We start from the raw sequence: 13461 nt of genomic DNA, 5'->3' as shown, positions 1-13461 counted from the left end.
CTTTTTGTCGCGTTTGACAAAAAGTGACTCGCCGTAAGGGCGAAAAGGTGAATAAGCGTCACCATCGCATATGGACTATGCTTGCCATGAAAACCCACGAACAGCAAACAACTTAAAACTTAAAAAGCGTGGACGGACACACCGGGCAGACATTCTTTTACGCAAGTGGCGCTTAATCACCTTTCCGCCGTAAGCGCGAAAAGTTGATCAAGCGTCCCCATCGCAAATGGACTATCCACATTATCAAAACCAACCCAAAGAACATATATGGCGATCCATAACACTAGAGCGGCGTCACCACCACCGTACACGTAGTCCCCGCCGCCAACAAAAACCCCTCCGGCACACTATCAATATGAATCCGCACCGGCACCCGCTGCGCCAACCGCACCCAGTTGAACGTCGGGTTCACATCAGCCACCAACTCACGGCTCTGCGGGTTGTCCCGATCATAGATACCCCGGGCAATACTCTCCACATGCCCCTCCAACCGCACCCCACTCATCATCTGCAACTCCGCCGGGTCCCCCACTTTCACATGCGGCAACTTGGTTTCCTCGAAAAACCCATACACCCAGAACGAGTGCTCATCCACCACCGCCATCACCGCCTCCCCCGTACGCGCATAATCCCCCCTGTGCACATTCAGGTTGGTCACGTAGCCATCCACCGTCGCCACGATCTGCGTACGCTTGAGGTTCAGCTCCGCTGCCGCCAACTGCGCCTGAGCATGCTGGTAATCGGCCAGCGCCGAACTGGCGATGTTGCTCGCATCGTCGCGGCTTTCCTTGGAGATGACCAGGTTGTCCATGTCCGCACGGCGCCTGGCGTTGACCCTGCGCATCTCCCACGTCGCTTTGCGCGAGGCCACCAGCGCCTTGGCCTGGTCGACCGCCACCTGGTAATGCGCCGGGTCTATCTGGATCAGCACATCGCCCTTCTTCACCCGCTGGTTATCCTTGACCGGCACATCCACCACATACCCCGGCACATCGGCAGCGACGTTGATGATGTCGGCACGCACACGGCCATCCCGGGTCCAGGGCGTGGTCATGTAGTGCAGCCACAGCTGACGACCGATCACCACCGCAGCAGTCAGCACCAACAGAGTGGCGACCAGGCTGAAGAACTTTTTCATTGAAGGTTTCTCACCAATAGAGCGACAGCGCCAAGGCGCCGAACAGGCAGACGAACAGGCTCAGGCGCAACAGCGCCGGGTGCCAGAAGAAACGGTAGCCATCGTGGCTGGCGATGAACCGGTCCAGGCCCCAGGCCAAGCCCAGCGCAAACAGGAACATCAGTGTCAGGGTGGGCATATAGACGCCATGGAAGGCAATTTCACGGGGCATGGTGCACACCTTTGTCCGGGGCCAGCGGTGACAGTGGGTCGAGCAGAGACGAGCGAATGAAGTGCAGGTAGCTTTGCGCACGGCGCAGCACCGAGGTGTCGAAGTGCCGGGCGAAGGGCTCATCGGTGGCCTGCACCCGCGAAATGGCATGGTCGACCGCCACCAGGGCCCGCTCATGGTTGCTGGCATTGGGCTGCAGGAACAGCCGTGCCAGCGCCCGCCCCATCACCCGGATCGCCTGGCGCCACGGCTGCGATTCGGCATAGGCCGGGTGCACCGGCGCGCGGTCCTGCTCCTTGCGCAGCTCGATGACCGCATGGCCGATTTCCAGCACGGTGAACATCCAGCCCATCAACTGGCTCTGCACCTGCGGCTTGCCAGCAGCAAGGCCGTAGGCCTGGTGCAACAGGTCGCGGGTGCGGCTTTCGAAGGCCGTGCCGATGCCGCGCAGCCGACCGCTGATGGCGAACAGCACCTGCTCGCGCAGTGCCTGCTCCAGGCGGCTCCACAGCCAGCGGCTGTTGGGCGGCAGGATGATCGCCCCGGCGGCGGCGCACACGAACATGCCGATAACCATGGCGATGTAGTCGTTGATGAAGCTGTACGGGTCATACACCGTCAGGTTGTTGGGCACCGAACCGATGGCGAAGAACACCAGCAGGCCGATACCGTAGCCCGCGTAAGCCGGGCGCGACGACAGAAACGCCCCTAGCACGAACACTGGCGCCAATACCATGCACAGCAACGGGAAGCCGTCGATCCAGGGGAAGACGAAAAAGGTTTCGAAGAAGCCCACCACCGCGCCGATGGCCGTGCCGCAGGCCATCTGGAAGGACAGCCGCTTGGGGTTGGGCGATGCGGCAGACAGGCCCACCGTGACCGTGGCGATCAAGGTCATCATGGCCCCGCTGGGCCAGTCGCTCAGCAACCAGTAGCTGCCCAGCAGCAACAGCACCGCCGATGCCCGCAGCCCGGCCGCCAGCGACACCAGCCAACTGGTCTGCGCCACGTAAGGCTCGTCCCACTGCTCGCGCTCGTGCTTGTGCACGGCCAGCGACGCATGGGTTTCGGCGTAGCTGTACATCTCGTCGACGAAGCGGTACAGCAACTCGAACGCGGTGTGGAAATCCAGCAGGTCCGCTTCACCGGGTTCGGTGGCGAGGTACTCGGCGCGCAGGCTGCGTACCTGGGCCTGCAGGCCCTCCCGGTAGGCCCCCAGCTCCAGGGTCAGGCGCAGCGCGTCGGCGTCGGTCAGGGCGCGGTTCACATAGGGCTGCAGCAACTCGACCAAGGTCTGCAGGCCGGGCTCGATGGCGCCGACAATTTGCGACGGCCCCCGGGCACGCAGGCGTTCGATCAGGCGATGCAGGGCGTTGAAGCGCGTGGTGATGGCCATGAACTCGCTGTTCATGCGCACCAGGCGGCCACTGCGCCGGCGCATGTGGGGGTCCTCGAAGGCGGTGACGTTACGCAGGCTCTCCAGGCCTACCGCCTCGGCAACGAAACGCACGTTGCTGCTTTCAAAACGGTCGCGCTGGCTGTCGCCCCGCAACGCCTCCACCACTACAGCGGCGAACACGCCAAAACGCTGGTAGAGGGCGTTGCGCATGGCGGCGCTGGCGGACTGTGGCAGCACCGCAGCACTGACGAATGTGGACACCAGGATGCCCAGGGCAATTTCCAGCACCCGCCACATGGCCGCCATGAAGGCTTGATCCGGGTGCTGCAGCACTGGCAGGCCGATCATGGCGGCGGTGTAGCCGGCCAGCACGAACCCGTAAGCCTGGAAAGTGCGGTAGCGCATGGCACCTGCTGAACACAGGCCCACCCACAGCGCCAGGCTGGGCAGGAACAGCTCGGTGTTCTGCGGGAAGATGGCCATCAGCGTCACCATCATGGCAGAACCTGCCAGGGTGCCCAGCACCCGATAGAAGCTCTTGGCGAACACATGCCCGCTTTGCGGCTGCATGACGATGAACACCGTGATCATGGCCGTGCGCGGCTGCGGCAGCTCCAGGCGCATGGCCAGCCACAGAGTGATGAAGGCCGCCGCCAGCACCTTGAAGATGTACACCCAGGTGACGCCGTCCGTACGCACCCAGGCAAAAAAGCCTCGTCGCCACTCCAGGCGTTGCAGCCAGCGCAGGGGCAAGCTGGCAGCGCTCATTCTGCACGGCCCCTTCTGGGGTTGAGGATCGCCAGGGTGGCCGGGGTTTCCGGCGCCGCCTGGCGCTGTTCGTCGGGCACATCCCTACCGGCCTGCAGGCCACCGCCCAGGGCGGTAACCAGGTCGGCATGGGCAACCAGTCGCGCGGCCTGCACCTGCTGCTGCACCTGCTGCTGGCGGAACAGCAACGTCTGCGCGTTGAGTACGTTCAGGTAGTCGGTGAGGCCGCGCTTGAACGCTACCGTGGCGATGTCGTAGGTTTTCTGCGCAGCCGCCACCGACTCGGCCGCGAAGTGCGCCTGCGCCTCCATCGACTCGCGGCGGATCAGCTGGTCGGAGACACCCTTGAGCGCATCCACCACGTTCTGGTTATAGCGCGCCACGGCCATGTCGTAGCCCGCCGAAGCGGCACCCAGTTGCGCGCGCAAGCGGCCACCGTCGAACACCGGCAAGGTGACGGCGGGGCCAATGGTGTAGTTGAACTTGCGCCCGGTGAGGAACGCCAGCGCGCCACCACCGGTGGCCATGAAGCCCAGGCTGCCCACCAGGTCGACGTTGGGGAAGAAGCCGGCGTGGGCCACATCGATGCCGCGCGCCTGTGCAGCCACCTGCCAGCGGCTGGCAACCACATCAGGCCGCTGACCGACCAGTTCGGCGGGCAGCGTCGAGGGCAGCTTCAAGGGTGCAGCCAGGGCCAGGCTGGGGCGCTGCAACTGGGCGCCCTCCCCCGGCCCCTTGCCCGCCAGGGCAGCCAGCTGGTTGCGTGCCAGGGCAATGGCTTCGTCGAGGCTGTCGAGCTGACGATGGGTTTCCGGCAACGGCGCTTCGGCCTGGCTGACCTCGAAGTGAGTGCCGATACCGGCATCCAGGCGGCGTTGGGCCAGGGCCAGAATTTGCTGTTGCTGGGCAAGCTCGGCCTTGACGATGTCGCGCTGGGCAAAGTGCAGGCTCAACTGGATGTAGGCGCGCACCACATTGTGCTGCAGTTCCAGCTGCGCCTGGCGGGCCTCGGCCACGCTCACGTGTACCTGGTCCACCGCCTGCTCGCTGGCGTTGCGCTCCCGCCCCCACAGGTCCAGGGCATAGCTTAGACCCAGGGCCGCCTGGTTGTCCCAGGTGTTGGCACCCGACAATGCGCCAGGCCCGTAGAATTGATCCTCGGGCCAGTTGTGGCGCTTGAGTGCAGCCTGGCCATTGCCTTGCAGTTGCTCTGCCGACTCGGCGATGCCGGCCATGGCCCGGGCCTGGCGCACTCGCGCCGCCGCCATGGCCAGGCTTGGGCTGCCGGCCAGGGCCAGGGCGATCCAGTGGTCCAGTTGCGGGTCAGCATAGGCATGCCACCATTGCTGGTCGGGCCAGTGGGCGTCGCTGGCAGCTTGCTGTATGGCCTCATCCGTGGTGAGGGTGTTGGCTTGCAGCGTCTTGGTTTGCGGGGCGATGCCCCAGGTTCCGATACAGCCACTCAAACAGAGGGCAAGGGCACAGGCACTGAACGCATGGAGCGTTCTGTTGAGGCGACGCGGCACAGCTGCGGTATCCCGAGGAAAAGGTGGAGGGGCCGCGCAATTCTAGGGGGCGGCCGCACTGGCGATAAGCGCTGTTTCCTGCGAATCTTTGTTACCAAAACAGCGATAATCCGCCTTTGGTCGTAGGCAATTTTCATCTCCTGCGCATGACTTCGTGACACAATTTTGTCCTCTACATCGAGAGTTACCCATGGACACCCTGCAAAACATGCGTGCGTTCAGTTGCGTTGCCCAGCTTGGCAGTTTCACTGCCGCAGCGGGCCAGCTGGATACCACCACCGCGAACGTGTCGCGGGCGGTTTCCAACCTGGAGGCCCACCTGCAAACCCGGCTGCTCAACCGCACTACCCGCCGCATTGCGCTGACCGAAGCCGGCAAGCGCTACCTGATGCGCTGCGAACAGATTCTGGCCTACGTGGAAGAGGCCGAGGCCGAGGCCAGTGACGCCCACGCCCGCCCGGCCGGGCAACTGAAAGTGCATTCGATGACCGGGGTGGGCCAGCACTTCGTGGTGGACGCCATTGCGCGCTATCGCGAGTCGCACCCGGACGTCACCTTCGACCTGACCATGGCCAACCGGGTACCCGACCTGCTCGACGAGGGCTACGACGTGTCCATCGTGCTGGCCACGGAGCTGCCGGACTCTGGCTTCGTGTCGCAACGGCTGGGCATCACCTACAGCATCGTGTGCGCCTCACCTGGGTACATCGCCCGCCACGGCGTGCCGCAAAAGCCCGCGGACCTGCTCAGGCACGCCTGCCTGCGCATGGTCAGCCCGGTGATCCCGCTGGAGAAATGGCTGTTCGACGGCCCGGAGGGCCAGGAGATGGTCAACGTCACCAGTTCGCCGTTCATGGTCAACACCGCCGACGCCATGCGCACGGCCATCCGCAGCGGCATGGGCGTGGGGGTGCTGCCGATCTACTCGGCCATCGAAGGCCTGCGCAACGGCAGCCTGGTGCGCATCCTGCCGGAGTACCGCCTGCAGGAACTGAACCTGTACGCCATCTACCCCTCGCGCCAATACCTGGACGCCAAGATCAAGACCTGGGTGGAATACCTGCGCAACTCCCTACCCGAAATCCTTGCTGCCCACGAAGCCGACCTGAAAACCCACCAGGTCATGATCGCCAACTAAAGGCCGCCTGGCGGCCCTCTCCAACCCAATCACGCTTCACCTTGCCGCTTCCAACTTGCAGCTTGCAGCTTGCAGCTTGCAGCTTGTAGCTTGTAGCTTTCCGTCCGAAGGGTGTTTCGATGAAAAAGACTGTCCTGGCCTTCAGCCGCATCACGCCAGCAATGGCCGAGCGCCTGCAGCATGACTTCAACGTGATCGTGCCCAACCCCAAGCTCGGCGACATCAGTGCCCAGTTCAACGAAGCGCTGCCTGAAGCCCATGGCCTGATCGGTGTGGGCCGCAAGCTGGGGCGGGCGCAGCTGGAGGGCGCAGGCAAGCTGGAGGTGGTGTCCAGTGTGTCGGTGGGCTACGACAACTACGACCTGGACTATTTCAACGAGCGCGGCATTGCCCTGACCAACACCCCGGATGTATTGACCGAGAGCACCGCCGACCTGGGGTTTTCGCTGGTCATGGGCTGTGCCCGGCGTACCGCTGAACTGGATGCCTGGACCAAGGCCGGCAACTGGCAGGCGACCGTGGGGCCGGCGCAGTTCGGCAGCGACGTGCACGGCAAGACCCTGGGTATCGTCGGCCTGGGCAACATCGGTGCCGCCATTGCCCGCCGCAGCCGGTTCGGTTTCAACATGCAGGTAATCTACGCAGGCAACAGCCGCAAGAGCGCACTGGAACAGGAACTGGGCGCGCAGTTCCGCAGCCTGGACCAGTTGCTGGCCGAAGCCGATTTTGTCTGCATCGTGGTGCCGTTGTCCGATGCCACCCGCAAGCTGATCGGCGCACGGGAACTGCAGCTGATGAAGCCCAGCGCGTTCCTGATCAACATCGCCCGCGGGCCGGTGGTGGACGAGGCGGCACTGATCAATGCACTGCAAAACGGCACCATTCGCGGCGCCGGGCTGGATGTGTACGAGAAAGAGCCGCTGGCCGACTCGCCGCTGTTCAAACTGCCCAATGCCCTGACCTTGCCGCACATTGGCTCCGCCACGGCAGAAACCCGCGAAGCCATGGCCAACCGCGCCATCGACAACCTGCGGGCAGCCCTGCTGGGCGAGCGCCCCCAGGACCTGGTGAACCCGCAGGTGTGGAAAAGCTGAACGGCCGTTCTATACCGACCTCGGCACGCCCGGGGCCACCCTGGCCCTGGGCTTGCGAAACACCAGCACATTGCCTGCCATCACCGCCACCAGGCCCAGCAGCGCGGGCGGCGTCCACTGATACCCCTCCACCGCTGCAGACACGTTCAGCGCCACCAAGGGGAACAGCACCGTGCAATAGGCCGCACGCTCCGGCCCCATGCGCCCGACCAGCGTGAGGTAGGCCGTAAAGGCGATCACCGAACCCGGCACCACCAGGTACAGCAACGAACCGATGTACCGCGTGCTCCAGTCCAGGGTGAACGGCACGCCGGCCAGCACGCAGAACACCGCCAGCATCCCGGCCCCGTACATCATGCCCCAGGCATTGGTGGTCATCGGCTTGAGCCCGGCCTTCTGCTGCATGCTCGACAACAGGTTGCCTGCCGAGAAGCACAGGGTGCCCAGCAGCGCCAGGGCCATGCCGTACAAGGTTTCACGGCTGGCGGCATGGTGCGAGAGCTCCGGCCAGAACAACAGCCCCAGGCCGGCTAGCCCCAACGCCCCACCGCCGAGCACATTGGCAGCGATCTTCTGGCCGAAGAACAAGCGGGCGTTGAGCGCGTTCCACAGCGTGGCAGTGGAAAACACCACCGCGATGAGGCCGCTGGCGATCCATTGGCTGGCGCTGAGAAAACAGATGAAGTTGACGCAGAACAGGCACACACCCTGGGCCAGGCACAGCCAGTGACCACGGCGGTTCATGGCTTGCAGCTTGCGGGTGAGCAACAGCACGGCGAACAGGATCAGCCCGGCGAGGGCAAAGCGGTAGACGATGGATACCGGGATGGCGACCACGCCCAGTTGAAGTTTGAGCGCGATCCAGGTGGTGCCCCAGATCAGGACGGTGAGCAGGTAGAGTGACAGGTTCATCAGGGGCCTCAGGCGGTGGGGATCAATTCGGGGACCGCATTGCGCTGCCTTGCACGAAATCTCAAAGTGGCCGCAATCACTGTGGGGCAACTGTGTTCCACCAAATCTCAAAGTTGACGCAATCACTGTGGGAGCGGCTTCAGCCGCGAACACCGGCAAAGCCGGTGCCATACACTGCGCTGCCCGCTTCGCGGGTAAACCCGCTCCCACAGAAGGCGAGAGCAGGGTTATCTCCCAGATGCGAGTTTCATCCGGATAGCCCATTGCGGCTTGCATAAACTTGCGCATTTGTTGCGCAGGTAGCTGTAAGCCTGCCCCAGGCTCAGTAGGATGGCTGGCAAGAGGAATTGCCCATGACCCCACTCGACCAGCTGCACGTGTTCAATGCCATGCATGCCTCGCCCAATGCCCGGCTGGAACTCAGCGCGCACCTGGGTGACGGCTTGGCGGCTGCGCTGTGGCACAACCGCGACGACGCTCGCGACTACCAGGCGCCCAGCCATCACACCTTGTCGTGCTACATCGACGATGGCACCGGCACCTTCCGCCGCCAGCGCCCGGCAGACAAAGGCGCACCGGACAAGCTGTGCATACTCCCGGCCGGGCATGAGTCAAACTGGGTGATCAATGGCACCATTCGTGTCGCCCACCTGTATGTGAGCGAGGCGCAGTACGCCCTGGGCTGCGTGCGCCTGCTCGACCGTGAACCGCGTGAGCTGCAGTTGCAGGAGGCCACCTTCACGGACGACCCGCAGCAGGCCCGGCGGTTTCGCCAGCTCATACAGCTGGGTTGGGACGAACCTGCAGAACGCCTGCTGGCCAGCAGCCTTGCACACGAAGTGGTGGACCACGCCCTGCTCAGCCAGGTGGGGGTGCGTGATGGGTTGCGGCTTAAAGGGGGGCTGGCGCCGAACCTGCGGCGCCAGCTGATCGACTACATCGAGGCGCACCTGGCCCAGCCCCTCACCCTGGGCGAGCTGGCCGTGCGCTGCAACCTGTCCGAATACCATTTCGCGCGCATGTTCCGCACCAGTTTCGGGCTCCCCCCGCACCAGTACCTGCTGGCCCGCCGGCTGCAACGGGCTTGCCAGCTGCTGCGCCTGGGCGACACGCCACTGGGCGACGTGGCCATGGCCTGCGGCTTTGCCAGCGCCAGCCACTTCACCAACCGCTTTCGCCAGGCGCTGGGGGCGACACCTGGCGAATACCGGCGGGCGTTCAGCCGCTGAACCGAGGCGGGCAAGCGCGCCTTAGAACTCCAGCGTGCTGGACAGGCTGACCTGCCGGGCATCGCCGAGGGCGACGAAGTACTGGTTAACCGCCGAGCTGTAGTACACCTTGTCGAACAGGTTCTTCACGTTCAGTTGCAGGCGCACCTTGTGCTCGTCCAGTCTGGTTTCGTAGCTGGCAAAGGCATCGGCCACGGTGTAGGACGGCAGGTCAAAGGTGTTGGTGGCGTTGCCCGGGCGCTCGCCAACATACCGCGCCCCCGCGCCCACCCGCAGGTTGTCGCCACCGAACAGGTTGCCGAAGTCGTACACCGCCGACAGCGAAGCCCCATGCCGGGCCACGTTCTGCAAGCGGTTACCTTCCAGGGCCGGGTCTTTTGTCACCTTGGCGTCGGTGAAGGCGTAGCTGCCGATCAGGCTCCACCGCTCGCTCAACTGGCCGGTTAGGTCGAGCTCGACGCCACGCGAACTGACTTCGCCGGCATTGCTGTACACCGTCTCGCGGGTGGTGGAGTCGAAGTTGGACACCAGCACGTTGCGCTTGGTGATATCGAACAGCGCCAGGGTGCCGGTGATGCGGCCAGGCACATCGAGCTTGGCGCCCAGCTCCCAGGACTTGCCCTCTTCCGGCGCGATTGCTGAGTCCAGCACCACATTGCCGGCCAGCGGCGCGATGGTGGAATTGGGCTTGAACGACTCGCTGTAGCTGCCATAGAACGACAGCTGTTCGTCCACCTTGTAGACGATACCGGCGTGGGGCACCCAGGTCTGGCCGCTGATATCGGTGTTGGCCTTGAACGGGCGGCCGCGACCGGCGTACTGGTCGTACTGCTGGAAGCGCCCACCCGCCACCAGGATCCAGTGGTCGTCCAGGTGCAGCGCGTCCTGCAGGAATACCGCGTCGGTGCGCAGCTTGTCGGTCTGGTCGCTGTCGCTGGCGCGCACAGTGGTGCCCTCCACTTCACGCCCATACACCGGGTTCAGGTAGCTGAACACCGACTTGGGGGTCTGGCGGATCAGGTCGGCCCGGTAGATCTTGCGGTCTTCGTGGTCCACGCCGAACAGCAGGTCATGCTGCATGCCGGCCAGTTGCACATTGCCGGCCAGGCTCAGGGTCACGAACTGGTCGCGGCTCATGGCGCCCTGGGTACCGTCGATGCTGCGGGTGAGCGTGCCATTGCGCGTGTTGATGCCGGTGACGCGCACCTGGCTGGCGTCGTAGGTTTCGCGGTTGAAGCTGTAGCCCAGGTGCAGCTTCCAGTCGTCGGCGAGCTGGTGGTCCACCTCCAGCCGGTACAGGTCCGAGCGCCCCTGCATGTCATTGAATGGCTCATCCAGGCGCCGGGTGGCCGGGATGTTCAGCGGGTGCCCATCATTGCCGAAGGCCGTGCCGCGGTCGAACGGCGAGAGAAACTCCCGGTGCTCGTAGGCCAGCACTACCTGGGTGTCCTCGCCCAACCAGGCCAGCGAAGGCGCTATCAAGGTTTCACGGTGCACGCCGTAGTTGCGCCAGTAGTCTTCGTCTTCATGATCGGCGATCAGGCGGTAGGCGAAGTTGCTGTCACCCAGTGCACCGGTGCTGTCGAAGCCACCGCCACTGCCATTCTTGCCGCTGCCATAGCTGGAGCCGCGCACGGTCAGGGCGTTGTACTGCTCCAGTTGCGGCCGTTTACTGACCACGTTGATCACCCCACCCGGGTCCTGGATGCCATACAGCAGCGAGGCCGGGCCTTTGAGCACTTCCACCCGCTCGGTGCTGGCATTGAGGGCGCGGCCCTGCACCACCGGCATGCCGTCGCGCATGATCGAGCCGTCGCGGTTGTCGCCAAAGCCGCGCTTCATCACGGTGTCTGCCGTGCCACCGAAGTTGTTGCCCTGGGTGATGCCGCTGACATTGGCCAGGGCATCGTCCAGGTTGCGCGGCGCCTGGTCGCGGATGACCTGCGCCGGCACCACGTTGATGGCCTGGGGGATGTCCTGGTTGGGCCCCTGCCCCCGCATGATCGATGCAGTGGCCGGCGGCTGGTAGCTGGTGCTGTCCAGTTGCGAAGTGACGGTGGTGGCCTGGAGGCTGAGGGCACCGGATGTGTCCGCCGCTTCCACGGTGAGCGTGCGTGCGTCCACGCGGCGCCATGCCAGGCCGGCGCTGCCGAGCAACTGCTGCAGCGCCTGCTCGGCACTGAACCGGCCTTGCAAGGCTGGTGCCTGTACCGCCGGCAACGCCAGGGTGTAGAGCACGCTTTGGCCGGTGGTGCGGCTGAACGCGTTGAGGGCCTGGGCCAGCGGCTGCGCTGGTTGGGCAAAGGTATAGGCCTGCGACTGCTCGGCGGCGCTGGCCAAGGGGGCGACAGTGAGCGGCGGCAGCACGGCAAGGCCAAGCCAGAGGGGAACGCAACGCGAGGTGAACTTCATGAACGCTGACCTGTGAGAGGGTAATCACTGCGAATGAATCGCACTTCCACTCATTACACGGATGCGGCGAGCGATTACCTCACCCCACACACAAAAGTTTTTTGCGCAGCCGGCTACGGGCGGACCAGGGTCAGGCGCCCGAGCACCGTGTGCCGCTCGAAGCCCACCACCTTGCCGAGGGAGTCCAGCGCCAGCATCGGCTCGGCAACCGGGAAGCTGCCACTGACCAGCCGTTGCCCCAGGGCATCGTCGAGCAGCAGGATTCGCCCGGGGTAATAGCGCCTCAGGTCGTCCAGCACCTGCGCCAGCGGCGCCTGGGAGTAGTTCAGCCAGCCCTCGCGCCAGGCCAGGCGGTTGTCGCTGTTGACCATGACGGTATTGCCGACCTGGCCAGAGGCGTACATCACCTGCTGGTTGGCCGTGAGCTCACGGCCCGCGGCGCCTTGGGCCGGGCTTACCGCCACCCGGCCACTGCGTACCGTCACCTGCGCCCCCGCACCCTGGTCGCGCACCTCGAACTGGGTACCCAGCACGCGCACCTGCCCCCCTGCGGCGTCGACCAAAAACGGCTCGCCGGTGTGCGTCACCTGGAAGAACGCAGCGCCATGCAGCAACCGCACCCGGCGGTGACCCTGGGCAAACTGCACAGCGATCGCACTGTGGGCATCCAGGGTCACCTGGGACTGGTCGGGCAAGGTGACGTGCCGCACCTGCCCGGCGCTGCTGTAGTCGGCCTGCAAATCCTGAATCCAGTAGCCCGGCTGCCAGCCCCCGGCCATGCCCAACGCCAGCACCAGGCACGCCGCAGCCGCCAGCCCGGCCACCCGACGCCCCCAGGGCCGCCGCGACACAGGCCGGGCCATGGCATCGAGGTAGCCTTGCAGGGCGTGCTGGTCTTCAGCGGCCAGGGCGGCGGCAACAGGCCCACTGTTGTGCCAAGCCGACTGGGCCTGGGCATAGGCCGCAGGGTGCTGGGGGTCTGCCAGCAGCCAGCGCCTGAACGCGGCGCTTTGGGCCTGCGCCGGCTGCTCGTTGATGCGGCCCAGCCACTGCGAGGCGGCCTGGAACTGCGCGTCGGTGATCGGCGGTAGACGGCTCATCGGTGGGCGCTCCCTGGCCGGCGTGGAGTGGACGCGGGCTCGGCAACACTGGCCTTGCACGCTTGCAGGGCGCGCATCATATGCTTTTCCACGGCGCTCTGGGACAGTTGCATGGCGCTGGCGATCTCGCCGTACTTGCAACCATGCACGCGGTTGAGGAGGAAGATCTGCCGAGTGCGTTCGGGCAGCGCCCGCAGGGCGGCCTCGATGCGTTGCAGGTCGTGGGCCACTTCCAGGGCCTGTTCGGGGGTTTGGCCCGGGCTGTGCTCATCGGCAGGCAACGCGCCTTCCGCTGCACGCTCGCGGCTGCCTTCACTGCGCAGGTGGTCGATGGCCAGGTTGCCGGCGCAGCGCAGCAGGTAAGTATCGAGCGCTTCTACCTTGACTTCGGGCCGCCCCCAGAAGCGCAGGAACAACTCCTGGACCAGGTCTGACGCCGTGGCCCGGCAGCCCACCCGGCGGCTGACCAAGGCTTCCATGCGTGCCCGCTGGGCCATGAAAACCTGGGTGAAGCGCACCCGGCTGCCGAGGGTG

General features: G+C 65.0%; 11 protein-coding genes. 3 read left to right on the top strand and 8 right to left on the bottom strand.

Translation table 11 applies throughout. The features are described from left to right. Positions 1-283 precede the first annotated feature (283 nt). Genes IAE36_RS18460 through IAE36_RS18445 form a run of 4 tightly spaced genes read right to left on the bottom strand, consistent with a single transcriptional unit; the run spans position 284 to position 5042 of the window. Positions 284-1138, bottom strand: coding sequence for an efflux RND transporter periplasmic adaptor subunit (locus tag IAE36_RS18460; RefSeq protein ID WP_201213927.1), 855 nt, complete (start codon positions 1136-1138; stop codon positions 284-286). Between the two features lie 10 nt (positions 1139-1148). Then, the gene (locus tag IAE36_RS18455; RefSeq protein WP_028633275.1) at positions 1149-1349 is read right to left on the bottom strand and encodes a DUF1656 domain-containing protein; all 201 of its coding nucleotides are present in this window, start codon (positions 1347-1349) and stop codon (positions 1149-1151) included. After that, positions 1339-3516 carry an FUSC family protein gene (locus IAE36_RS18450; protein WP_201164599.1) on the bottom strand — a complete coding sequence of 726 codons (2178 nt, stop codon included), beginning with the start codon at positions 3514-3516 and terminating at the stop codon, positions 1339-1341. The genes IAE36_RS18455 and IAE36_RS18450 overlap by 11 nt, the downstream gene beginning before the upstream one ends. Further along, positions 3513-5042, bottom strand: a complete 1530-nt coding sequence (locus IAE36_RS18445; RefSeq protein ID WP_201213925.1) for an efflux transporter outer membrane subunit — start codon at positions 5040-5042, stop codon at positions 3513-3515. Before IAE36_RS18445 ends, IAE36_RS18450 begins: the two co-directional genes overlap by 4 nt. 190 nt (positions 5043-5232) lie before the next feature. Here IAE36_RS18445 and IAE36_RS18440 point away from each other — a divergent pair, with 190 nt between their 5' ends. Together IAE36_RS18440 and IAE36_RS18435 are read left to right on the top strand one after the other, a co-directional pair. Beyond that, positions 5233-6180 (top strand): LysR family transcriptional regulator, encoded by a 948-nt coding sequence (locus IAE36_RS18440; protein ID WP_060483060.1) that lies wholly within the window; start codon positions 5233-5235, stop codon positions 6178-6180. Positions 6181-6299: 119 nt separating this feature from the next. Next, the gene (locus IAE36_RS18435; protein ID WP_201213924.1) at positions 6300-7274 is read left to right on the top strand and encodes a 2-hydroxyacid dehydrogenase; all 975 of its coding nucleotides are present in this window, start codon (positions 6300-6302) and stop codon (positions 7272-7274) included. A 9-nt stretch (positions 7275-7283) separates the two neighbouring features. Here IAE36_RS18435 and IAE36_RS18430 read toward each other — a convergent pair whose 3' ends face one another. Further along, positions 7284-8186 (bottom strand): DMT family transporter, encoded by a 903-nt coding sequence (locus IAE36_RS18430; RefSeq protein WP_201213923.1) that lies wholly within the window; start codon positions 8184-8186, stop codon positions 7284-7286. A 353-nt stretch (positions 8187-8539) separates the two neighbouring features. On the opposite strand from IAE36_RS18430, the gene IAE36_RS18425 reads away from it, so the two are divergent. Next, positions 8540-9415, top strand: coding sequence for a helix-turn-helix domain-containing protein (locus IAE36_RS18425; protein WP_201213922.1), 876 nt, complete (start codon positions 8540-8542; stop codon positions 9413-9415). Positions 9416-9436: 21 nt separating this feature from the next. Here IAE36_RS18425 and IAE36_RS18420 read toward each other — a convergent pair whose 3' ends face one another. The 3 genes from IAE36_RS18420 to IAE36_RS18410 all read right to left on the bottom strand — a co-directional run bounded on the left by IAE36_RS18420 (position 9437) and on the right by IAE36_RS18410 (position 13424). Then, complete coding sequence (locus IAE36_RS18420; protein ID WP_201213921.1) at positions 9437-11827, bottom strand: TonB-dependent siderophore receptor; 2391 nt, start codon at positions 11825-11827, stop codon at positions 9437-9439. 113 nt (positions 11828-11940) lie between these two features. After that, a complete protein-coding gene (locus IAE36_RS18415; protein WP_201213920.1) occupies positions 11941-12927 on the bottom strand; it encodes a FecR family protein in 987 nt (328 codons plus the stop codon). After that, entirely contained in the window at positions 12924-13424 is a 501-nt protein-coding gene (locus IAE36_RS18410; RefSeq protein ID WP_236404157.1) for an RNA polymerase sigma factor, read from the bottom strand. Before IAE36_RS18410 ends, IAE36_RS18415 begins: the two co-directional genes overlap by 4 nt. Positions 13425-13461: the final 37 nt, after the last annotated feature.

This window comes from Pseudomonas sp. S36 (assembly GCF_016647875.1).
Lineage (GTDB): Bacteria > Pseudomonadota > Gammaproteobacteria > Pseudomonadales > Pseudomonadaceae > Aquipseudomonas > Aquipseudomonas parafulva.
Note: the sequence above shows the minus strand (reverse complement) of the source record. Positions and strands in the feature narration are given on the sequence as shown.

Coding starts and splice junctions, on each gene's coding strand:
- IAE36_RS18460 (WP_201213927.1), bottom strand. CDS start 1,138: ATGAAAAAGTTCTTCAGCCTGGTCGCCACTCTGTTGGTGCTGACTGCT.
- IAE36_RS18455 (WP_028633275.1), bottom strand. CDS start 1,349: ATGCCCCGTGAAATTGCCTTCCATGGCGTCTATATGCCCACCCTGACA.
- IAE36_RS18450 (WP_201164599.1), bottom strand. CDS start 3,516: ATGAGCGCTGCCAGCTTGCCCCTGCGCTGGCTGCAACGCCTGGAGTGG.
- IAE36_RS18440 (WP_060483060.1), top strand. CDS start 5,233: ATGGACACCCTGCAAAACATGCGTGCGTTCAGTTGCGTTGCCCAGCTT.
- IAE36_RS18435 (WP_201213924.1), top strand. CDS start 6,300: ATGAAAAAGACTGTCCTGGCCTTCAGCCGCATCACGCCAGCAATGGCC.
- IAE36_RS18430 (WP_201213923.1), bottom strand. CDS start 8,186: ATGAACCTGTCACTCTACCTGCTCACCGTCCTGATCTGGGGCACCACC.
- IAE36_RS18425 (WP_201213922.1), top strand. CDS start 8,540: ATGACCCCACTCGACCAGCTGCACGTGTTCAATGCCATGCATGCCTCG.
- IAE36_RS18420 (WP_201213921.1), bottom strand. CDS start 11,827: ATGAAGTTCACCTCGCGTTGCGTTCCCCTCTGGCTTGGCCTTGCCGTG.
- IAE36_RS18415 (WP_201213920.1), bottom strand. CDS start 12,927: ATGAGCCGTCTACCGCCGATCACCGACGCGCAGTTCCAGGCCGCCTCG.
- IAE36_RS18410 (WP_236404157.1), bottom strand. CDS start 13,424: ATGGCCCAGCGGGCACGCATGGAAGCCTTGGTCAGCCGCCGGGTGGGC.